This is a genomic window from Mesorhizobium sp. B1-1-1, from assembly GCF_006442955.1.
Classification (GTDB): Bacteria; Pseudomonadota; Alphaproteobacteria; order Rhizobiales; family Rhizobiaceae; genus Mesorhizobium.
Window position 1 is genome coordinate 309,570 of the sequence record NZ_VFWW01000007.1, and the last position, 20,354, is coordinate 329,923.

At 65.0% G+C, this 20,354-nt stretch carries 17 protein-coding genes; 15 read left to right on the forward strand and 2 right to left on the reverse strand.

The features are described 5' to 3' along the window. The first annotated feature begins 426 nt into the window (after window positions 1–426). The 6 genes from FJ986_RS16795 to fhuB all read left to right on the forward strand — a co-directional run bounded on the left by FJ986_RS16795 (window position 427) and on the right by fhuB (window position 8,017). The gene (locus FJ986_RS16795; RefSeq protein WP_140514618.1) at window positions 427–1,782 is read left to right on the forward strand and encodes a glutamine synthetase family protein; all 1,356 of its coding nucleotides are present in this window, start codon (window positions 427–429) and stop codon (window positions 1,780–1,782) included. A gap of 124 nt (window positions 1,783–1,906) precedes the next feature. Beyond that, window positions 1,907–2,569: an AraC family transcriptional regulator gene (locus FJ986_RS16800; protein ID WP_246681806.1), complete on the forward strand. Its 663-nt coding sequence runs from the start codon at window positions 1,907–1,909 to the stop codon at window positions 2,567–2,569. Further along, window positions 2,566–2,787 (forward strand): helix-turn-helix transcriptional regulator, encoded by a 222-nt coding sequence (locus FJ986_RS30850; RefSeq protein ID WP_246681807.1) that lies wholly within the window; start codon window positions 2,566–2,568, stop codon window positions 2,785–2,787. Before FJ986_RS16800 ends, FJ986_RS30850 begins: the two co-directional genes overlap by 4 nt. A 136-nt stretch (window positions 2,788–2,923) precedes the next feature. Next, the gene (locus FJ986_RS16805) at window positions 2,924–5,113 is read left to right on the forward strand and encodes a TonB-dependent siderophore receptor (protein WP_140675108.1); all 2,190 of its coding nucleotides are present in this window, start codon (window positions 2,924–2,926) and stop codon (window positions 5,111–5,113) included. Between the two features lie 22 nt (window positions 5,114–5,135). Next, window positions 5,136–6,011, forward strand: a complete 876-nt coding sequence (locus FJ986_RS16810; protein ID WP_140675111.1) for an iron-siderophore ABC transporter substrate-binding protein — start codon at window positions 5,136–5,138, stop codon at window positions 6,009–6,011. An 11-nt stretch (window positions 6,012–6,022) separates the two neighbouring features. Continuing rightward, window positions 6,023–8,017 (forward strand): Fe(3+)-hydroxamate ABC transporter permease FhuB, encoded by a 1,995-nt coding sequence (gene fhuB, locus FJ986_RS16815; RefSeq protein WP_210241339.1) that lies wholly within the window; start codon window positions 6,023–6,025, stop codon window positions 8,015–8,017. A 15-nt stretch (window positions 8,018–8,032) separates the two neighbouring features. Here fhuB and FJ986_RS16820 read toward each other — a convergent pair whose 3' ends face one another. Next, window positions 8,033–8,893: a MurR/RpiR family transcriptional regulator gene (locus FJ986_RS16820; protein ID WP_140675114.1), complete on the reverse strand. Its 861-nt coding sequence runs from the start codon at window positions 8,891–8,893 to the stop codon at window positions 8,033–8,035. A gap of 169 nt (window positions 8,894–9,062) precedes the next feature. Between FJ986_RS16820 and murA the strand changes: the two genes are divergently transcribed. The 9 genes from murA (at window position 9,063) to FJ986_RS16865 (ending at window position 19,875) form a co-directional block, all read left to right on the forward strand. Beyond that, window positions 9,063–10,319, forward strand: a complete 1,257-nt coding sequence (gene murA / locus FJ986_RS16825; RefSeq protein WP_140675116.1) for a UDP-N-acetylglucosamine 1-carboxyvinyltransferase — start codon at window positions 9,063–9,065, stop codon at window positions 10,317–10,319. Continuing rightward, entirely contained in the window at window positions 10,316–11,200 is an 885-nt protein-coding gene (locus tag FJ986_RS16830; RefSeq protein WP_140675119.1) for an N-acetylglucosamine kinase, read from the forward strand. Before murA ends, FJ986_RS16830 begins: the two co-directional genes overlap by 4 nt. A gap of 174 nt (window positions 11,201–11,374) precedes the next feature. Beyond that, on the forward strand, window positions 11,375–12,307 hold the full coding sequence (gene murQ / locus FJ986_RS16835; protein WP_140520904.1) for an N-acetylmuramic acid 6-phosphate etherase: 933 nt from the start codon (window positions 11,375–11,377) through the stop codon (window positions 12,305–12,307). A gap of 140 nt (window positions 12,308–12,447) precedes the next feature. Beyond that, window positions 12,448–13,962, forward strand: coding sequence for an ABC transporter substrate-binding protein (locus FJ986_RS16840; RefSeq protein ID WP_140520905.1), 1,515 nt, complete (start codon window positions 12,448–12,450; stop codon window positions 13,960–13,962). A gap of 149 nt (window positions 13,963–14,111) precedes the next feature. Further along, entirely contained in the window at window positions 14,112–15,071 is a 960-nt protein-coding gene (locus FJ986_RS16845) for an ABC transporter permease (protein WP_140520906.1), read from the forward strand. Next, window positions 15,071–15,910 (forward strand): ABC transporter permease, encoded by an 840-nt coding sequence (locus FJ986_RS16850; RefSeq protein ID WP_140520907.1) that lies wholly within the window; start codon window positions 15,071–15,073, stop codon window positions 15,908–15,910. Before FJ986_RS16845 ends, FJ986_RS16850 begins: the two co-directional genes overlap by 1 nt. Beyond that, window positions 15,907–17,655: an ABC transporter ATP-binding protein gene (locus tag FJ986_RS16855; protein ID WP_140520908.1), complete on the forward strand. Its 1,749-nt coding sequence runs from the start codon at window positions 15,907–15,909 to the stop codon at window positions 17,653–17,655. Before FJ986_RS16850 ends, FJ986_RS16855 begins: the two co-directional genes overlap by 4 nt. Before the next feature lie 103 nt (window positions 17,656–17,758). Continuing rightward, the gene (locus FJ986_RS16860; protein ID WP_140520909.1) at window positions 17,759–18,760 is read left to right on the forward strand and encodes a serine hydrolase; all 1,002 of its coding nucleotides are present in this window, start codon (window positions 17,759–17,761) and stop codon (window positions 18,758–18,760) included. Beyond that, on the forward strand, window positions 18,760–19,875 hold the full coding sequence (locus FJ986_RS16865) for an anhydro-N-acetylmuramic acid kinase (RefSeq protein ID WP_140520910.1): 1,116 nt from the start codon (window positions 18,760–18,762) through the stop codon (window positions 19,873–19,875). Before FJ986_RS16860 ends, FJ986_RS16865 begins: the two co-directional genes overlap by 1 nt. Here FJ986_RS16865 and FJ986_RS16870 read toward each other — a convergent pair whose 3' ends face one another. After that, window positions 19,876–20,304 carry a GNAT family N-acetyltransferase gene (locus FJ986_RS16870; protein ID WP_140514598.1) on the reverse strand — a complete coding sequence of 143 codons (429 nt, stop codon included), beginning with the start codon at window positions 20,302–20,304 and terminating at the stop codon, window positions 19,876–19,878. Between the last annotated feature and the right edge of the window lie 50 nt (window positions 20,305–20,354).

Genomic DNA, 20,354 nt, shown 5'->3' on the forward strand with positions numbered 1-20,354 from the left:
ATCACACCGCAAAACGGCAATCGACGCAGAGCGGCGTGACGAATCAGTCCGCTCGGATGGGTGTCCCAAAAAGCCAGAGAGCGGCCAGAGGTGCAAGTGCGGGGAAGGTCAAGATTTGTGATAGGGACGTTTCATATCCCCACGACGGCCGCGCATGCCCGAGAGTGATGCCGGCATCCCGGCTTCACCCTGCGCGCGCCAAGCCCGATGCCGAGCCTTGGCTTTCCACGCTCTTGCCTCTATGTTTCGGTCGCAGATCGCGCAACTGGTTTTGAAATGCCTCCCGACATCCCAGCTATTGACTTGAATAAATAGGGAAACATCCGGCTGCGGCCAGATATGGATCCCGAAAACTCACAAGCCATTTTTACCAGGGACAGCGCGGCCGATCAGGGCTCGGGCACCTTCGAAACCAGAGGTTGGAAATTGGGCGATGCAATTGCGGACGTTCTGAGCTGGCTTGAGAGCCGAAACGACATCCAGAGCCTGAGGGCCGCGGTGTGCGACCTCAACGGCATCATGCGGGGAAAGCGCATCCCCGTCGAGCAGGCGCGCAAGGCACTGGAGGGCAAGCTGCGCATGCCCTATTCGCTGATCGGGCTGGACATCTGGGGCGAGGATATCGAAGGCAACGCGCTGGTGTTCTCGACCGGCGACGCAGACGGATTGTGCCAATGGACCGGCCGCGGCATCCTTCCGGTGAACTGGACGGCGCATCCGACCGCCCTCATCCCGCTCTGGCTCGCCGACGAAGGCGGCGCACCGTATCTCGGGGATCCCCGGCGGGCACTGGCCCGTATCCTCGACCGCTACAAGGCTTTGGGCCTGACGCCTGTGGCCGCCACCGAGCTCGAATTCTATCTTGTCGACCCGCAATCGCAGCGACCGGTCGGGCCTGTCTCGCCGGTCACCGGGCGGCGTCTGGATTCCGACGCGGCACTGTCAATCGACGAGATCGACGACTTCGAGGCCTTCATCCACGACATCTACGAAGCCTGCCGAGCACAAGGCATTCCCGTCGATACCGCCATTGCCGAGAACGGCGTCGGCCAGTTCGAGATCAATTTGAACCATGTCGCGGACGCGCTGCGGGCGGCCGACGACGCCGTCCTGTTCAAGCGCACGGTGAAGGGCATTGCCCGCAAGCACGGCTTTGCCGCCTGCTTCATGGCCAAGCCTTATGGCGACCGAGCCGGCAACGGCTTCCACGTCCATTTCAGCCTTGTCGACGCCAACGGGCGCAACGTCTTCGACGACGGCACCGACCAGGGCTCCGGCATTATGCGCCACGCTGTCGGCGGACTGCTGGCGGCGATGGCCGAGAGCACGCTGGTGTTCGCGCCGCATTTCAACTCCTACCGCAGGCTCCGGCCGAGATCCTACGCGCCGACCGCCGTCGCCTGGGGTTACGAGAACCGCATGGTCGCGATCCGCATTCCCGGCGGCCCGACTGGTGCGCGCCGGATCGAGCATCGCGTGTCGGGAGCGGACGCCAATCCCTATCTTGTGCTTGCCGCCATACTGGGCGCGGCACTGGTCGGCATCGAAAGGCAGATGTCACCGGGCGACCCAACCGGGAACGACGGGCAAGGCCTTGCCCCGGCCAAGCTGCCGCCGGACTGGGCATCCGCGATCGCGGCCTTTGAAAGCGGGACGCATGTGGCGGAGATCTTCCCGGCGATCCTGCGCCACTCTTTCATCGCCTGCAAACGCCAGGAACTGAATACGTTCGCGCTCAACGTCAGCGACTTCGAGATCGAGACCTATCTCGAAAGCGTCTGAGGCTGCGCTGACCGACAGCAGCGGCGTCGGCTCAGCACGACCTTCGACGCAAGGGCTTGCGGTGCTGTCGCTGACCGGGCATAACATGATAGTTTCTATCATGTTATGCCCGGGATAAGCAGAATTGACCTTCGTCGCGCGCATGGAGAGCCGGATTCAGGGATTTGCCGTAATTGGCGACCTGAAATGGCACGTCTGGGACGGCGTGGTCGCCGACCTCTGGGACGTCTCATGCGGTGACAATGCCGAGGGTTACTACATCTCTCCCGACCCCCGGCTGTTCGTTGCTCTCGATATCGACGGCGACGGTGCCTTCGTCGTCGAAGGCGCCCAGAGCGAACCGCGCCGCCACAACCAGGCGTTTTCCATAGCCTATATACCGGCCGGGGTGCCGATCCGCGGCCGCGTCGAAGGACTCAAACGGATCAGGCATCTCGACCTTCATTTCGACGCGGCGACACTGACCCGCCGCTTCGGCCGCAGCCTCGATCGCGATGCCTTGCAGATATCGCGCCTACAGTTTCGCGATGATCGGATCGCTACGCTTGCCGGGCTTATCGCCGCTGAATGCGGCAGCGAGTGGAACCTGCATGATCTTTATGGCGAAGGTCTGCTCAACGCCTTGTTCGCATGCCTTTTCCAGATAGACCGGCCAAGTGCCGCCAGGCGCCGGTCGCCCCTGCCCCGCCGCAAACTGCGCCTCGTCACGGATTACATCGACGCCCACTGCCTGGACAGGATCCGCCTTGCTGATCTTGCCGCGCTGACCGGCCTGTCCGAAACATGAGCCATGCCTTCAAGGCAGCAACGGGCGTGCCGCCGCATCGCTGGCAGATGCAGGCGCGGATCGACAGGGCAAAGGCGATGATGGCGCATGAGGCTGCCTCGCTTGGCGACATCGCGCAGGCCACCGGCTTCTTCGACCAGGCGCACCTTACCCGCGTGTTCAAGTCCGTGGTCGGATTGACCCCGGGTGCGTGGATGAAGAGCGCCGGCCGCCGGTGACATTTCCGCAACACGGCACCGCGATATCAGTGGTTTGGACAAGAATGGACAAGCCGCCCAAATCAGTCCAATGACCCGTTGATAAGTTGATGTAAATCATCAAGTATCTCAACGACGACAGGCGGGGACTTTCCTGATGAGCAGAATTTACCGGATCAAGGCGCTTCTGGCGGCTGGCATCGCCGCTGCCGCGACGATCCCGCCAATGCCGGCGTTCGCGCAGACGGCGCAATCCAGCACCCAGCTCGAACCGGTCGTGGTCGAGGGCGAGGCCGGAGACAGCGCGACCGGGCCGGTCGACGGCGTCGTCGCCAAGACAACCAGAACCGGCTCCAAGACAGCGACCGACATCAAGGAGGTCCCGCAATCCGTCTCAGTGGTCGGACGGCAGGAGATCGAGGATCAGGGTGCACAGAAAGCTGACGAGGCGCTGCGCTACACCGCCGGCGTCTTTGCCCAACCCTTCGGTCCCGACAGTGACACCAACTGGATGTACATTCGCGGCTTCGATGCAACGGCCACCGGCACCTACATGGATGACCTCCAGCTGTTCAGTTATGGTTTCGGCGGTTTCTATGTCGACAGCTTCGGCCTTGAGCGCATCGAAGTGCTGAAGGGGCCGGCCTCGGTGCTTTATGGCGGCAGCAATCCGGGCGGCCTGGTCAACTATGTCAGCAAGCGCCCGGATTTCGAACGCACGCGCTATGTCGAAACCGGCATCAACGATGCCGGCAATGTCTATCTCGGCTTCGACATCGGCGATGTCGCCAGCAACGGCACGGTCAGCTACCGGATGACGGGCAAGGTCGCCGGCGGCGATACCTACAGCGACCCGCAGAACGGCTGGCGCGGCTTCATCTCGCCGAGCATTAGCTGGAAGCCAGACGAAGCGACCACGCTAACCATACTGGCCAATTACAGCCACATCGACGAGAACCATAATGGCGGCAGCTTCCTGCCCTACGATGGCACCGTGGTCGATCACATTGTCGGCGGCGTGAACTATGGCCGCATCGATCCCGATGCGAACTTCACGGAGCCGAGCATCGATCTCTACAAGCGCGAACAGGGCTCCCTCGGCTACGAGTTCGAGCACACGTTCGACAATGACTGGACCGTTCGCTCCAGCGCCCGTTTCACCGCCGCCGACATCAACGAGGTCAGCGTCTATCCGAACGGCTGGTCAACGATCGGAGGGCCGACCGAGCTGGCGCGGATCAATTTCGATCATGACACCACGGCCAAGACGTTCCTCGCCGACAACCAGATCGAAGGCAAGGTGGCGACCGGAGCGATCGAACATACGATCCTCGCTGGCGTCGATTTCAAATATTACAACATCGACCAGGTACAGTCGTCCGGCCTCTACGATCCCAATTATGACAATCCAATCGACGCTTTCGATCCGGTGTACGGTTCGCCGCTGACACCTCGCGTCAGCTATCTCAATCAGGACCTGACGCAGAAACAGCTTGGCTTCTATGCACAGGATCAAATGCGCTTCGGCGACGGCTGGCTGGTGACGCTGAACGGCCGCTACGACCGTGGCTGGCTCGAAGCCGACAACCGCCCGACCTATTACTCGGCGGGCTCCAGCACGCAGAGCAGCACGGTTGGCGATTTCTCCGGCCGCGCCGGCCTGGCCTATGAGTTTGCCAACGGCGTAACCCCCTATGCCAGCATCGCCACCTTCTTCAATCCGATCATCGGCACCGATGCGATGGGCAATCTGTTCAAGCCGGAAGAGGGCACGCAATACGAAGTCGGCGTGAAATACGTGCCGACTTTTGTCGATGGCCTGTTCACCCTGTCGCTGTTCGACCTGACCCGCCAGAACGTGCCGTCGAATGTCACTCCCTTCACCCAGATGCAGACCGGCGAGGTGCGTTCACGCGGCGTCGAACTCGAAGGCAAGGTGAACGTGACGGAGGATTTCCGGCTTACCGGTGCATTCACAGCTTACGACATCGACATCACCAGGGACGCCAACCCGGCCCTCGTCGGCAAGACGCCTTTCATCGTGCCGGAAGTGATGGCTTCCGCATCGGTCGATTACACCTTCCGTGGCGACTGGTATGACGGCATCTCGATTGGCGGCGGGTTGCGCTATATCGGCTCCTCATGGGCAGACAATGAGAATACAGCGAAGGTTCCGGCGGTGACGCTGGCCGACCTGAAGCTCGGCTACGAGAAAGAGAACTGGGGCGTCGACCTCAACATCACCAACCTTTTCGACAAGAGCTATGTGTCGAGTTGCCAGACAACGCTCACCTGCTCCTACGGCGAAGGCCGCTCCTTCAAGCTGAAGGCGCACACGAGTTGGTAGTCATGGACCGAACCCACCGGCGATGATCCATCCGCCCAACAGACGGCGGGTGCTTGCGCTGACGGCCGCGGCCTTGCTGCCGCCGGTTGCCGGCAGGACTGCGACGACAAATGTTGCCGCGATCGATTGGGGCATGCTGGAAACGCTTCTGGCGCTCGGCGTCGAGCCGGCGGCGGCGACCGAACTGATCCAGTTCCGCAGGATTGCGGTCGAGCCTGCCGTTCCCCAAACCGTGACCGATCTCGGACTGCGCGGCACGCCCAACTACGAGCTGTTGCGCATCGTCGCGCCGGACCTGATCGTCATCTCCAATTTCTACGAGTACCAACGCCCGATTCTGGAACGCATAGCGCCGGTGTTCGCGCAAACCGTCTACGAGGCCGGAGTACCGCCCTACGCTCTTGCCGAGGCAGCGACGCTGGCGCTGGGCGAGAAGCTCGGACGACCGGCCGAGGCGAAGCGTTACCTCGACGAAACCGCCGACGACATAGCGCGGCGTCGCGCCGCCTTGCCAACCAGGTCCGCACGGCCGGTCTTTGTCATTAGCCTCGGCGACTCCAGGCACTTCCGCGCCTTCGGCCGCGACTCCATGTTCGGTGACGTGCTCACACGGCTCGGCCTGGTCAATGCCTGGTCCGAAGAGACAAGTTACAGCGCGGCAGCACCCGTTGGCCTGGAGGCGCTGGCGCGGGTGCCCGAGGCCTCCATCCTGATCGTCTCGCCCTTGCCGGCGGACGTCGGGCGCTCGCTTCCCACCAATGCGTTGTGGAACGCGCTGCCGGCCGTGAGCAAAGGCCGCGTCGCGGTGCTCGAAGCGATCAACCATTTCGGCTGCCTGCCGTCGGCGCGCCGCTTCGCGCGGCTGGCGACGGCGGCGCTTGCGGGTCATGCTTCGTGACGGAGCGCGCTGTGGCCCGAAGCGAGATACCTCACCGCACCATCGGCGGCGCGCTGTCGCCCATTATCCTGTGGGGCCTGCTCGCGGGGCTGGCCGCACTCTTGTTCGCATGGCGCGTCGGCATGCAGCAGCCGGCATCGGTGCCGGGCGATCTCCGCCATGTCATCCTGTTCTACAGCTCGCTGCCGCGCGCCTTCGTCGCGGTGCTGGCGGGGGCCGTGCTCGGCCTGTCCGGCCTGCTGTTGCAGCATGTGCTGCGCAATCCGCTGGCGGAACCATCGACGCTCGGCATTTCGGGCGGCGCGCAACTGGCGATGACGCTCGCCTCGCTTTACGCGCCGTTGCTGATGGAGCGGTCGCAAGGGCTGGTGGCCTTTGCCGGCGGCACCGCCGCTGTGCTGCTCGTGCTCGCGTTGACCTGGCGGCGCGGGCTGGAGCCGGTGTCGGTCGTGCTCGCCGGAATGATGGTGGCGCTGACCGCGAGTTCCGTCAGCGCCGCGCTGATCCTCGCCAATGGCGATTACCTGTTCTCGCTGTTCATCTGGGGCGGCGGGTCGCTGGTGCAGCAGGATTGGCGACCGGCCATCGCGCTGACGATCAGGCTGGCGGCCGGCGCCGCCGCGGCGCTGATGCTGCTGCGGCCGCTGACCATCCTTGGCCTCGACGACGCCTCGGCTCGCGGCCTTGGCGTTGCCCGCCACACCAGCCGCTTTCTCATCATCGCGCTTGCGGTGTGGATGGCAACGACTGTCGCGGCGCAGATCGGCGTCATCGGTTTCGTCGGCCTTGCCGCGCCGGCGCTCGCCACGCTTTCGGGCGCGCGCACCCTGCGGCAGAAGCTGGTCGCCGCGCCGCTGATCGGCGCAGTACTGCTGTGGCTGACGGACGGGCTGGTCCAGCTCGCCGCCGGAGCCGGCGGCGAGCGCATTCCGACCGGCGCGGGAACCGCGCTTCTGGGCGGCCCACTGCTGCTGTGGCTGTTGCCGAGGCTGCGCATGTTCGAATGGCCGCATCTCGGTTCCAATGGCGCGGCACCGCGCAAGGCTCGCCGGCCATGGCTCATCATCTTCGTCCTGCTTGCGCTCACATTTGCCGCCGCCGCCTTGGCTCTCGTCGTCGGGCGTGGACCGGCAGGGTGGTCGATCGCCGGCTGCGACCTGCTGGCCGATCTCGTCTCCTGGCGCGCGCCGCGTGTCGGCGTGGCCGCGGCCGCCGGCGCGATGCTCGCGGCGGCGGGCGTGGTCATCCAGCGCGTTACCGGCAACCCTCTGGCGAGCCCCGAAGTGCTTGGCGTCGGCACCGGCGCGGGCGCCGGCCTGACCGCCGTGCTGACGGTCAGCGCAACGGCCGGGCTTGGCTGGCAGCTCGCCGGCTCGGCCGCGGGCTCACTGGCGGCACTGGCCGCCATGCTGGCCATCGCCGCCAAGGCAAAGTTCGGCGCCGACCGATTGCTGCTTGCCGGCATTGCCATGAGCGCGCTGTGTAGCGCGCTGATCACCGCGACGATCGCGATGGGCAATGCACAGTCCTATATGCTGTTGCGCTGGCTGAGCGGTTCGACCGGCCAGGCGACCGCCCTGGACGCAGCCGTTGCACTGGCCTGCCTGTTGCCACTGACGCCGCCGCTTTTTCTTGCCGCGCGCTGGCTGGACATCCTGCCGCTCGGGGCCGACAGCGCGCGCGGACTTGGCGTGCCCGTAGCCGGCGGGCGGCTGATGCTGGTCGTCGTCAGCGCGCTCCTGACCGCGCTGGCCGCTTTGATCGTCGGCCCGTTGAGCTTCGTCGGCCTGATCGCGCCACACCTTGCCCGGCTCCTCGGCTTTTGGCGCGCACGCATTCATCTTGCCGGGGCGATGCTTCTGGGCGCCTTGCTGATGACCATATCGGACTGGCTGTCGCGCATGGCGGCTTTCCCGTACGAACTGCCTGTCGGCCTGTTCGCCTCATTGCTTGGCGGGCCGTATCTCGTCTACCTGCTTGCCAGGGGCGTGCCGCGCCAGGGCTGACGCGGTCCGGGCATGTCAGGAAGACCGTTCGGCCTTCAGCACCGAGACCGCCGCCTCACTGTTGTGGACGTAGTCATTGGCGTCCGGCTGCTTCTGCACCATGAGGATGAACAGAAGGTCGGTCAGCGTCAGCTGCGCATCGCGCGCGGTGATGGACGATGAGCGCGCACGCTCCTCGTCGGCGATGGTGTAGAGGCAGATATCGGCAACGCGGCCCAGCGGGTTGTCGTGCAGGCCGGTGACGGCGATCACCACGGCGCCGCGCTTGCGGGCGAGCTCGGCGATGCGCAAGGTTTCGATGCTGGCGCCCGAATGGGAGAGCGCGAACAGCACATCGTCAGGCCCGAGCGTCGAGGCATTGGCCATCTGGATATGGCTGTCGCTGTCATGCAGCACATTGCGGCCAAGCTTCATCAGCTTGTAGGAGAAATCACGCGCCACCAGCGAGGAGGCGCCGACGCCGGCCAGATGTATGCGGCGCGCACCATCCAGCAATTCCAGCGCCCTGGAGATGATCCGCTCGCTGTTGGCGGCGACGGTCCGCTCCATCGACAGAAGCTTGCTGCCGATCAGCTTCTTCAGGATGACCTGGTAGCCGTCGCCGACCTCGATCGAACCGTGGATCATACCGGCCGGCACCTGCCATTCCCGCGCCTTGGCTTCGCTGACGGCGAGCTTGAGCTCCTGGTAGCTGGCATAGCCGAGCTTCTGGCTGAATTTGACGACGCTCGACTGGCTGCGCCCGATCTCAGCCGCAAGAGCAGCCGTCGACAGCCGCAGCATCTCCTCGGGATTTTCGACGATGTACTGGCCGATCTCACGATCGCCGGGCGCCATGCCGTCGAGCTTGGCATTGATCCTGTTCAGAACGGACATGATCCCCCTTGCGCTTTGGCGTCCAGCCGCACGGCCAAGGAATAATTTATTCCAATTTCGATTGACAGCCAAGAACGCGGAATTAATTCTCAAGCGGGCCGGATTGAGCTCGGGAACAGCTTTCGAGAGCGCCGCGCCCGGACGCGGCCCGGCGCACAAGGTTTCAGCCATGGACAGACTGCGCATCGTCGGCGGGCAAAGACTGCAAGGCGCGGTCACCATATCGGGCGCCAAGAACGCCGCTCTGCCGCAGATCGCGGCGGCGCTGCTCAGTCCCTACCCGCTCGAACTGACCAACCTGCCCGATGTGACCGATGTCGAGAACATGCTCGGCGTGGTGCGGCTGCACGGCGCCGAGGTGACGCGATCGGCCCATGCCGCGATGATCGACACCAGTGCCGCCGTTTCCAGGGAGACGTCCTACGACACCGTCAGAAAGATGCGCGCGACGGTGCTGGTGCTGGCGCCGCTGCTCGCCCGTTTCGGCCATGCGCGGGTTTCGCTGCCCGGCGGCTGCGCGATCGGCGCGCGGCCGGTCGACATGCATGTCGCCGCACTCGCGGCGCTGGGCGCCCGGATCGCCATCGAGAACGGGCTGATCGTCGCCTCGGCGCCAAACGGGCTCACCGGCACGCGCATCGTGCTGAGCTCGCCATCGGTGGGGGCGACGGAAACCGCCATGATGGCGGCGGCCACGGCCAAGGGCGAAACCGAAATCCTCAACGCGGCGCGCGAGCCCGAAGTGGCCGACCTCGCCGCTTGCCTCAACGCGATGGGCGCGCGCGTCGAAGGCGCCGGCACGCATCGCATCCTGATCGCCGGCGACACGGACTGGCGCGCGGCCAGGCACGACATCATTCCCGACCGCATCGAGGCCGGCACCTATGCCATCGCCGCGGCGATCACCGGCGGGCAACTGGAACTGACGCATGCCCGGCTCGAGCACATGGCCTCCGTGGTGCAACTGCTGGAGGCGACCGGCGTCGGCGTCTGGCCGGGCGACCGCGGGCTCATCGTGTCGCGCGAGCGGCCGCTCAAGGCCGCCGACGTCACGACGGAACCCTATCCGGGCTTTCCGACCGATCTCCAGGCGCAGTTCATGGCGCTGATGTGCTGCGCGCAGGGCGCGTCGCTGCTGCGCGAAACCATTTTCGAGAACCGCTTCATGCATGTTCCCGAACTGATGCGGCTCGGCGCCAACATCAAGCTGCAAGGCACCACCGCGCTGGTGCGCGGCGGCGAGAAACTGCATGGCGCGCAAGTCATGGCCACCGATTTGCGCGCCTCGGTGTCGCTGGTGCTGGCGGCCTTGGTCGCCGAGGGCGAGACGACCATCAACCGGGTCTATCATCTCGACCGTGGCTATGAGCAACTGGACCGCAAGCTGCGTCTGTGCGGCGCCGACATCGAGCGGCTGAGCGCATGAACAACGGCCGCCCCGATTATTTTCTCGGCGTCGACGGCGGCGGGACCGGCTGCCGCGCCCGTATCGAGGACGCCGAAGGGATCGTGCTGGGACAAGGCCTCTCGGGTCCGGCGTCGACGCGGCTCGGCATCGACGCGGCCTGGGCGTCGGTTGCCAAGGCCTTTGGCGCGGCGATCGAGGAGGCAGGGTTCGGCGCGGCGGAAAGCGCCCGGATTCACGCCGGCATCGGCCTTGCCGGGATCGGCCGCAAGGGCGCGCTGGAGGCGCTGCGGGCGATCGCGCATCCCTTTGCCAGTATCGATTTCGTCAGCGACGGCGTCGGCGCCTGCCTCGGCGCGCATTCCGGCCAGGACGGCGCCATCGTCGTCGCCGGCACCGGTTCGATCGGCCTCGGCTTCGTCGAGGGCCGCGACCTGCGCGCCGGAGGCTATGGCTTTCCGATCTCCGACGAAGGCAGCGGCGCCGATCTCGGGCTGAAGGCCGTGCAGCTGGCGTTGCGCGCCCATGACGGCCGGCATGAGCGCACGGCACTGCTGGCGGAAGTCATGCAGCGTTTCGAGAACGACCCGATGCAAGCCGTGGCCTGGATGGACCGCGCCAGCGCCACCGACTATGCGGCCCTGGCGCCGATGGTGATGCGCCACGCCGACCAAGGCGATCCGGCAGGGCGGCGCATCGTGCAAAAGGCCGCCGAACAGATCGACACGCTGGTGCGGGTTCTGTTCGAAAAAGGCGCGCCGCGCGTGGCCCTGCTGGGCGGGCTCGCCAGTCCGCTCGAACCATGGCTCGCACCCGACGTTCGCCGGCGCCTGAAAGCCGCCGATGGCGACGCGGTTTCCGGGGCGATCATTCTTGCCCGCAGGTCACTCGGCAAGCATTAGCGCGGAAGGAATAATTTATTCCATCTTTCCGTTGACGGAACGAATATTGAATTCTAAGACGTTAACGAAACGGGGTAGCATAACGAAATACGCGTGTGCCGGAGCCAAAGAGGAACCACTTCCGAACAGGCTGAGCGGCCTGATTTTTGAAAGCACTGATTTGAAAGCACTGGGATGAGCGAGCAAGGTTTGATGTCCGAGCTGGACCGGCTGGTTTCCGAAGGCCGGAATCCGCGGACCATGGACATCGACCTGCTGCCGACGATCGATGTGCTGCGCAAGATCAACGACGAGGATCGGGTGGTCCCGGCAGCGGTCGAAAAGGTGCTGCCGGACATCGCGGCCGCGGTCGACTGCATCGTCCTCGCCTTCCAGAAAGGCGCTCGGCTCGTCTATATGGGCGCAGGCACCAGCGGCCGGCTCGGCGTACTCGATGCCTCGGAATGTCCGCCCACTTTCGGCGTGCCGGAAGGCATGGTCGTCGGCCTGATCGCCGGCGGGCCCGACGCGCTGGTGCGCTCGACCGAAGGCGCCGAGGATGATCCCAAGAGGGGCGCCAGGGCCTTGCAGGACATCAAGCTCACTCCGGACGACGTGGTGGTCGGCATCGCGGTCAGTGGGCGCACGCCCTATGTGATCGGCGGGCTGAACTATGCCAAGCAGGTGGGAGCAACGACGGTCGCCCTGTCCTGCAATCCGGCATCGACCATAGCGGGCATTGCCGACATCGCCATCTCGCCTGTCGTCGGTCCCGAGGTGCTGACCGGCTCAACGCGGCTGAAATCCGGAACGGCGCAGAAGCTGGTGCTCAACATGCTGAGCACGGCCTCGATGATCCGCATCGGCAAGAGCTACCAGAACCTGATGGTGGACCTCAATCCGTCCAACAGGAAACTGGTCGCCAGGGCAACCAGGATCGTGATGCAGACCACAGGCTGCACGGCGGCGCAGGCGCGCCAGGCGCTCGGCCGGACCGGCAGCGACGTGAAGCTGGCGATCCTGCTGACCATCACCGGGCTTGAGGTCGAGGAGGCGCGCGCAGCCCTCGCCAAGGCAAGGGGTTTCCTGCGAAAGGCAATCAGCGACGAGACGCATGAAGGCGCTTGAGACCAGACGGCGTGAAGCCGCTTTACACAAGACGGCGCGAGGCCGCATAGACTGGGCCGATAGTCCAAAGCGCGTGTGTCTTGGAAGCGGTCCGCAGAAACTGCAAGGGCATCGGGTTCAAGCAAAGATGGGAGACGAGAATGGTTCACCTCACAAGAAAGCTGCTGTCGGGCATCACGCTGGCAGCCATGCTCGGCATCGCCACGGTCTCGACGCAGGCGGCGACGCTGCACATGGCCTGGTCGCAGGACGCAACGGGACTTGATCCGCACAAGCAGACGGCCTTTTCCTCGCTGCGGCTCCTGGAGCTGATCTATGAGCCGCTGGTGCGGGTCGATGCCAGCCTGCAGATCGTCCCGGCCATCGCCACCTCCTGGGAATTCTCCAAGGACGGCAAGGAGCTGACCTTCAAGCTCGATCCCAAGGCGAAATTCCAGGACGGCGCTGCCGTGACTCCGGCCGACGTCAAGGCATCGTTCGAGCGCATCCTGGACGAGAAGACAGGCGCCGCCGCCCGCGCCAACTTCGTGTCGATCGCCAGCATCGACACGCCGGACGTTGGAACCGTCGTGTTCCATTTATCGCAGCCCGACGCGCCGATCCTGACGGCGATGAGCGACATCAACGCGGCCATCGTGCCGGCGGCCGAGATCAAGGCCGGCTCGATCGGCACCAAAACGGTCGGCTCCGGCCCGTTCAAGCTCGACAAATGGGACCCCAACGCCAAGGAAGTCTTGAGCGCCAACAAGGAATGGGCCGGCGGCGCGACCGGCGTCGACGGTATCGAAATCAGCGTGCTGCCCGATGAAGCGGCGATCCTCGCCGCCATGCGCACCAAGCAGGTCGATTTCGCGCTGCTCAACGATCCGCTCGTCGCCACGCTGGTGCCGAAGGAGGCTAGCCTGCAACTGAACCGCGCGCCGGTGCTGGCCTATAACGTGCTGCAGCTCAATCCGTCACGCAAGCCGATGACCGAACTCAAGGTGCGCCAGGCGATCTCCTGCGCCATCGACCGGCAGGAGGTTCTGGACACCGCCGCGCTCGGTGAAGGCAAGGTCACCGGACCGCTGACCATCCCAGCACTTGCGACCGATCCAAGCCAGCTCTTCTGCTACAAGCGCGATGTCGAGAAGGCCAAGAAGCTGATGGCGGAAGCGGGCTTTGCCGACGGCTTTTCGGCGACCGTGATCGGCGCCACCGGCGAGCCGCCGACGGCGGCGGCGGAAGCCCAGGTCATCCAGTCGCAGCTCGCCGAGATCGGCGTCAAGCTCGACATCAAGATGATGGAGCTCAACGTCTATGTCGACGCCTGGCTGAAGGGCGATTTCGACATGGCGATCGCGCTCAATGGCGGCCGCGCCGACCCCTACACCATGTACAACCGCTACTGGACCAAGTCAGGCAATCTGCAGAAGGTGGCCAACTACATCGATGACACGCTGGACAGCCTGATGCAGAAAGGCCGCGCCGAGACCGATCCGGCCAAGCGCAAGGCGATCTTCACCGAGTTCGAGAAGCACCTCGCCGAAGTCTCGCCCTGGATCTGGCTCTACACGTCCTACAGCTATACCGCCCAGCAGAAGAACATTGCCGGGTTCGTGCCGACGCCGACGGGCACGCTGTTCAGCCTCAGCAAGGTTACCATCCAGCAGTAGCCGTCGCCGGCCCTAGAGTCCGATGATTTCAGGTTGAATCGACCTGAAATCTGAATCCGCCTCTAGATCAAAGGGATAGAAGCATGATGTCGTCCGAAAACCGCTTCACACTTTTCGGCATCATGCTCTAGACGAGAGGTCTTCTTCGCGTGAATTATCTGATGCGACGACTTGCGGCGTTTCCTCTCGTCCTGCTTGGCGTGTCGATCCTGGTCTTCGTGGCGATCCGGATGGTGCCGGGCGATTCGATCACCGCGATGCTGGGCACCGAAGCCGGCCTGCTGACGCCGGCACAGCGCGATGCGCTCGCCGCCTATTTCGGCATCGACCAGCCCTGGTTCGTCCAGTACTGGCGCTGGATCGGCGGCATCCTGCACGGCAATTTCGGCATCTCCGTCACCTATGGTAGGCCGGTATTGGACGTCATCCTCGAGCGCTTCCCGCTGACGCTGGAACTGGCCGTGCTGTCGATGATCATCGCACTCGCCGCCGGCATGCCGGCGGGCATCTACGCCGCCACGCATAGCGAGAAACTGTCCGACCTCGGTGTGCGCGTCGTCGCTATGATCGGCCAGTCGACGCCGAGCTTCGTGCTCGGCCTTTTGATCATCTACGCGCTGTCGGCCGGCTTCGGCGTGCTGCCGGCCATGGGCGAATTCGCGCCGCTCCGGCAGGATCCCTTGCGTAATCTCAGCCAGCTGATCCTGCCTGCCATCACGCTCGGCTTCGCCTTCGCCGCCTCGGTCACCCGCATCTCGCGCTCGGCCATGCTCGACGTGTTGAGCGACGACTATGTGCGCACCGCCCGCAGCAAGGGCGCCTCGGCGCGCAGCGTCATCTGGCGACATGCGCTCCCCAACGCGCTGATCCCCGTAGTGACGCTGAGCGGCATCGAGTTCGGCTATCTCCTGGGCGGCGCGGTCATCGTCGAGCAGATCTATGCCCTGCCCGGCCTCGGCCGCATGGTGCTCGACGCCATCCTCCAGCGCGACTACGCGCTGGTGCAGGGCAGCGTGCTGTTCATCGCCTTCAACTTCATGATCGTCAATCTCCTGGTCGACCTCGCCTATGTCGCGCTCGATCCGCGCATCCGGCTGGGCGAGCAGTGATGCGCATGCTGCGCGCCATCTTCGGGCACGGCAGCGGCCGTGTCGGCGGCGTGATCGTCGGCGTCTATCTCCTGGTCGCCATCCTCGGCCTGTTGGGACTGACCCCGCACAATCCGATCACGCAATACCGGGTCGACCGGCTGCATGCGCCCAGTGCCGCCTACTGGATGGGCACCGACCTGTTCGGCCGCGACGTGGCGAGCCGGCTGATGGCGGGCGTCGGCCAGTCCTTCACCGTTGCCTTTCTTTCGGTCGCCTTCGCCGCGCTTGCCGGCACCGTGCTGGGGCTCGCCGCCGCCTGGCTCGGGCGTCGCTGGGACGGCGTGCTGATGCGGATCATGGATGTGCTGCTGGCTTTTCCTGCCATTCTTCTGGCGCTGCTGATCGTCACCGTTGCCGGACCGGGCACATGGACCAGCGTGGTCGCCATCGGCATCGTCTATACGCCGATCTTCACACGCGTGGTGCGCGGCCCTGCTTTGTCGCTCAAGGCGCGCGAATTCGTCGACGCCGCGCGCACCTTCGGCAGCAGCTCCAGCTACATCATCACGCGGCACCTGCTGCTCAATCTGATCGCGCCCTTGACCGTCCAGGTGACGCTGGCGCTCGCCTGGGCATTGCTGACCGAGGCTGGCCTCAGCTTCCTCGGTCTCGGCACGCAGCCACCGGCCGCCTCGCTCGGCCTGATGCTGAGCGACAGCCGCAATCTGATGGAAACCGCCCCATGGCTGATGATCTTCCCGGGCCTGGCGATCATGATCAGTATTCTGGGCTTCAACCTCTTGGGCGACGCCTTGCGCGACATCCTCGATCCGAAGATGCGGAGAGCGCTCGCATGATCCCGCTTCTGTCGGTCCGCAACCTGGGCGTCGGCTTCGGCCGCGACCCGAGAGCCAATGAGGTGGTGCGCGGCGTCAGCTTCGATCTCGCCGACGGCGAAACGCTGGCCATTGTCGGCGAAAGCGGCTCGGGCAAGTCCGTCACCGCACTGTCGATCAACCGTCTCATCGATTTCGGCGGCGGCCGCATCACCGGCGGCGCCATGACGCTGAAACGGGCCGACGGTAGTCTCTTCGACCTGACGACCGCGACCGAGCCGCAACTGACCGGGATTCGCGGCGCAGAGATCGGCATGATCTTCCAGGAGCCCATGACCTCGCTCAATCCTGTGCTGACGATCGGCACCCAGATCGAGGAATCGTTCCGGCTGCATCGCGGCCTGACCGGCCGGCAGGCCACGGCGGCGGCCAAGGACGCGCTCGACCGGGTGCGCATCCCCGATGCGGCAAGGCGGCTAAAATACACGCCCAACCAGCTGTCGGGCGGCATGCTGCAAAGGGTAATGATCGCCATTGCGCTCGCCTGCAATCCGCGTCTGCTGATCGCCGACGAACCGACCACGGCGCTCGATGTGACGGTACAGGCGCAGATCATGGCGCTGCTTGCGGAGCTCAAGCAGGAAAGCGGCATGTCGATGATCTTCATCACCCACGACATCGGCCTTGTCGCCGGGATCGCCGACACTGTGATGGTGATGCAGAACGGGCAGGCCGTGGAACAGGGCGAACTGAACCAGGTCCTCGACAGGCCGCAGCACGCCTACACGCAGCATCTGTTGCAGGATGTGCCGCATTTCGCCCACGGCCGCTCGACACGCACGGACGGGCAGCGCGACAAGAACGCAAGGACGGACCCGGCCCTTGAGGTCAACGGCCTCGTGGTGCGGTTTCCGCTCAAGAGCAGTTTCTTCAGCCATGCCAGCGGCGCGGTGCACGCCGTGGACGGTGTCGACTTCGACCTGATGCCGGGAGAGACATTGGCCATTGTCGGCGAGAGTGGCTCGGGCAAATCAACCACCGCGAAAGCAGTCCTTGGGCTGGTGCGCTCGACGCGCGGCAGCTTCTCGGTCGGCGCCCGGACGGCCTCGGCAAAGCACGGCGCCAAGCCCGTGCAGATGGTTTTCCAGAATCCCTACGCTTCGCTCAACCCGCGGCTGAGCATCGAGAGCATCCTGGCGGAGCCGGTGATCGCCAATGGCGGCCGGGCGGACGCCGAAACGCGAGCCAGGATGGCGAGCCTGCTGGAGCGCGTCGGCCTGCCGCAGAACAGTTTGCAGCGCTATCCGCACGAATTCTCCGGAGGCCAGCGGCAAAGGCTGTGCATCGCCCGCGCGCTGATGCTCAACCCGTCGGTCGTCGTTCTGGATGAAGCGGTTTCCGCCCTCGATGTTTCAGTGCAGGCCAAGGTGCTGGAGCTGCTGGTCGACCTGCAGCGCGAGTTCGGGCTGGCCTATCTGTTCATCTCGCACGATATGGCTGTCGTCGAGCGGATCGCTCATCGCATCGCCGTCATCTATGCCGGCCAGATCGTCGAGATCGGAGACGCGGCCTCGGTGCTGTCGGCGCCGAAACATTCCTACACGAAGAAGCTCATATCAGCGGTTCCGGCCATCGACCGGCGGCATGAGCGTTTCGAGGTCGACACACGCCAGGTGCCTTCCCTGGTGCGCCCGCAAGGGTTTGAGCCGGCGCCGGCGAGATGGGAGGAATTTGGGGTAGATCATATGGCGAGGGTGGAAGGGTGATGCATGGTGCCCTGGGCTCGGTTAGGTCGGCGGGACAGCACCCCCCTCTGTCCTGCCGGGCAGAGGGGGGTGTGACGGAACTCGGCCTTTCAGGAGGCCCGCATTGACCAACCTCGCCCAGATCTTCGACCGCGCGTTCCAACCACTCGCAGCGGCAGTTGCCGCCAAGCGCATCCCCGGTGGCGTGCTCGGCATCGTTGACAGGAATGGCGACCGCATCACCAGGGCGATCGGCTCAGCCCAACTCGTGCCTAAGCAGCGACCGATGCGTGAGGAGACCTGGTTCGACCTGGCATCCCTGACCAAGGTGATCTTCACCACGCCGCGCATTCTGGCGCTGGCTCAGGACGGTGCCATCGATCTCGACGCACCACTCGTCTCGGTGCTGCCGGACCTTCGCCAATATGACGCGAGTGCCTGGGAGCGGAAGGTGACGTTTCGCCAGTGCCTCGGGCACCAGACGCCCTTCCCGGCCGTCGAACCGATCTACACTTACGGGCGCGACCCCGACTTGCTGCGCGCCTTCATCCTGCAACGGGAATGGCGGGCCCGCGATCCGGTCTATTCCGACATCAATTTCATCCTGCTCGGTTTTGCGCTCGAGCGGCTGTCGGGCAAAACCATCCGCGACATGGAGCCCGGTCCGGGCTTTGCGTGGTCCGCCGAGCCAGATCTCGCCGCTGCAACAGAAGACTGCACCTGGCGCCATCGGGTTCTGTCCGGCGAGGTTCACGACGACAATTGCGCGGCGCTGCAAGGGGCCGGCCATGCCGGCCTGTTCGGCACGGCGGCCTCGGTGCTCGATTTCGCCCAAGGGCTGCTGACCGGCGCATCCGAACGGTCGATCGCGCCGATGCGCACGCCCTTGTCCGCCACCCGCACCCATGGCTGGGAGCGTCCCTATGACGGCTGGTCCGGCGGCGCTTTGTGCGGCCCCGGAACGATAGGCCATACCGGCTTTACCGGCACGGGGCTGTGGATCGACTTCGACAGAGGCAAGGCCTGGACCTTGCTTACCAACCGGATCCATCCGACACGTCACTTCGACAGCGGAATCGTCGCGCTTCGCCAAGCGGTCGGCGATCTCATCAATGGAGTTCGATAATGGAATCCATCTGGGCCGTCGGCCTGATGACCGGCACCGTGCTGGACGGCAACATCGATGTCGCCCTGATCAAGACCGATGGCGAGCGCATCGACGATTTCGGCACCTACCGGCTGATGCCCTACCCCCCGTCGATCCGCTCGCTGCTGGAAGAGACGCTGAAGCAGGCGCGAGCCTGGAATTTCACCGGACCGGAGCCGGCGATCTTCCGCGACGCCGAGGAGGCGCTGACGCGCGCGCAATCGGCGGCGGTCGGGGAGCTCGTCGAAGGTTATGGGATGACGATGGCTGACATCGGCGTCGTCGGCTTCCACGGCCAGACCGTGCTGCATCGCGCGCCGCAAATCGGCCGGCTCGGCCAGACCCGGCAGCTCGGCGACGGCGAGTTGATGCATGCGATCCTCGGCACCAAGGTCGCCTATGATTTCCGCTCTGCCGACATGCGCGCCGGAGGACAGGGCGCGCCGTTGGCGGCCGCCTATCACACCGCGCTGATGCGCAGCGCCGGCGCCAGCGGCGAGGTAGCCGTGCTCAACCTGGGCGGCGTCGCCAACATCACCTGGTGGGACGGCGGCGACAATGTCGTTGCCTTCGACACCGGCCCCGCCAACGCGCCGCTCAACGACTTCATCAAGTCAAAGGGGCTCGGCGAAATGGACCGCGACGGCGCGCTTGGCCGGGGGGGAACGGTCGACGAAGCCCGGCTCGCCAAGCTGCTGCAACACCCCTATTTGACCAAACCCTATCCGAAATCGCTGGACCGTTTCGACTTCGGCGCCACCATGGCGGATGGCCTGAGCGCCGAGGACGGCGCCGCGCTTTTGACCGCCTTCACCGCCGCCGCGGTCGGCAAGGCACTCGACCTTCTGCCGAGCCGGCCGAAAAGACTGGTGGTCAGCGGCGGCGGTCGCCACAACCCGACGATGATGGCAATGATCGCCAGCCGCGCCGGTATCGAGGTGGTGCAGGCCGAAAGCCTCGGCTGGAGCGGCGACGCGGTGGAGGCAGAATGTTTTGCCTTTTTGGCGGTGCGCGTGCTGCGCGGCCTGCCGATCAGTTTTCCCAGCACGACGGGCGCGCCGCAGCCGATGCGCGGCGGACGGCTGGCCGGTTGATCAGCCCGCCGACAGTTTTTTCTGCAGGAAGACGCGGCTGCGGCCGACGGGGAAATCGGCGAGTGTTCCGAAGGGCTGATAGCCCTGGCGCTGATAGACCCTGGCGGCGTTGGGGTTGAAGGTGTCGATCCAGGCGTTCTGGCAGCCACGCGCCATCGCCTCCTTCTCAGCCGCGTCCAGCATCGTGCCGGCCATGTGCCGGCCGCGCAGCCTTTCGTCGACCCACAGCCATTGCACGTAAAGCCAGCCCCAGGCGGTGTAGCCCGAAATGCCCGCGACAATCGCGCCGGCCTCATCACGCACGAACACCGCAAGGGCCTTCCTTTCGGAAGCGCCGACATCGCCGTCGTTGAACGCCATCAAACGCTCGCCGAGAAAGGCGAGCTCCTCGGGCAAGGGGGTTGCCGTCGTTTCAAGTGTCGTGATCATGGCTCATCCGAAATGTGCAACGGGAGACGAACAGAGTTACGAAGGCCGGA

What these genes read in the sequence shown, in the direction of transcription:
- FJ986_RS30850 (WP_246681807.1), top strand. Translation starts at nt 2,566, where the DNA reads ATGAGCCATGCCTTCAAGGCAGCAACGGGCGTGCCGCCGCATCGCTGG.
- FJ986_RS16805 (WP_140675108.1), top strand. Translation starts at nt 2,924, where the DNA reads ATGAGCAGAATTTACCGGATCAAGGCGCTTCTGGCGGCTGGCATCGCC.
- FJ986_RS16810 (WP_140675111.1), top strand. Translation starts at nt 5,136, where the DNA reads ATGATCCATCCGCCCAACAGACGGCGGGTGCTTGCGCTGACGGCCGCG.
- FJ986_RS16820 (WP_140675114.1), bottom strand. Translation starts at nt 8,893, where the DNA reads ATGTCCGTTCTGAACAGGATCAATGCCAAGCTCGACGGCATGGCGCCC.
- murA (WP_140675116.1), top strand. Translation starts at nt 9,063, where the DNA reads ATGGACAGACTGCGCATCGTCGGCGGGCAAAGACTGCAAGGCGCGGTC.
- FJ986_RS16830 (WP_140675119.1), top strand. Translation starts at nt 10,316, where the DNA reads ATGAACAACGGCCGCCCCGATTATTTTCTCGGCGTCGACGGCGGCGGG.
- murQ (WP_140520904.1), top strand. Translation starts at nt 11,375, where the DNA reads ATGAGCGAGCAAGGTTTGATGTCCGAGCTGGACCGGCTGGTTTCCGAA.
- FJ986_RS16840 (WP_140520905.1), top strand. Translation starts at nt 12,448, where the DNA reads ATGGTTCACCTCACAAGAAAGCTGCTGTCGGGCATCACGCTGGCAGCC.
- FJ986_RS16850 (WP_140520907.1), top strand. Translation starts at nt 15,071, where the DNA reads ATGCGCATGCTGCGCGCCATCTTCGGGCACGGCAGCGGCCGTGTCGGC.
- FJ986_RS16855 (WP_140520908.1), top strand. Translation starts at nt 15,907, where the DNA reads ATGATCCCGCTTCTGTCGGTCCGCAACCTGGGCGTCGGCTTCGGCCGC.
- FJ986_RS16865 (WP_140520910.1), top strand. Translation starts at nt 18,760, where the DNA reads ATGGAATCCATCTGGGCCGTCGGCCTGATGACCGGCACCGTGCTGGAC.
- FJ986_RS16870 (WP_140514598.1), bottom strand. Translation starts at nt 20,304, where the DNA reads ATGATCACGACACTTGAAACGACGGCAACCCCCTTGCCCGAGGAGCTC.